1 protein-coding gene is annotated in these 246 nt (G+C 58.9%); it reads right to left on the bottom strand.

Features of this window, described 5'->3' with window-relative positions; translation table 11 throughout:
- A partial coding sequence (locus EYC87_RS19405) for a hypothetical protein (RefSeq protein ID WP_279254355.1) occupies window positions 1-246 on the bottom strand: 246 nt, incomplete at both ends.

Raw genomic sequence — 246 nt, 5'->3', positions numbered from 1 at the left:
CGGCAGTCGCAAAGTTCACCGTAACCGCCTGATCCGAGGCTTTAGACAGCGTCACTGTAACGGCTGCCGTGTCACCTTCAACGACCACATCATCGCCAATATTGATCACTGGCGGCTCGACTGGCGGCTCGACTGGCGGTTCTACTGGTGGCTCTACTGGTGGCTCTACGGGCGGGGGCGTCACTTCGACAATAACAGTCGCCGTATCACCCTGGGTGCCATCCGGGCCCACCGCTGTATAAGTAA

Source organism: Candidatus Seongchinamella marina (assembly GCF_026262685.1).
GTDB lineage: Bacteria > Pseudomonadota > Gammaproteobacteria > Pseudomonadales > Halieaceae > Halioglobus > Halioglobus marinus.
This window is presented reverse-complemented; position numbering and strand designations above follow the sequence as displayed.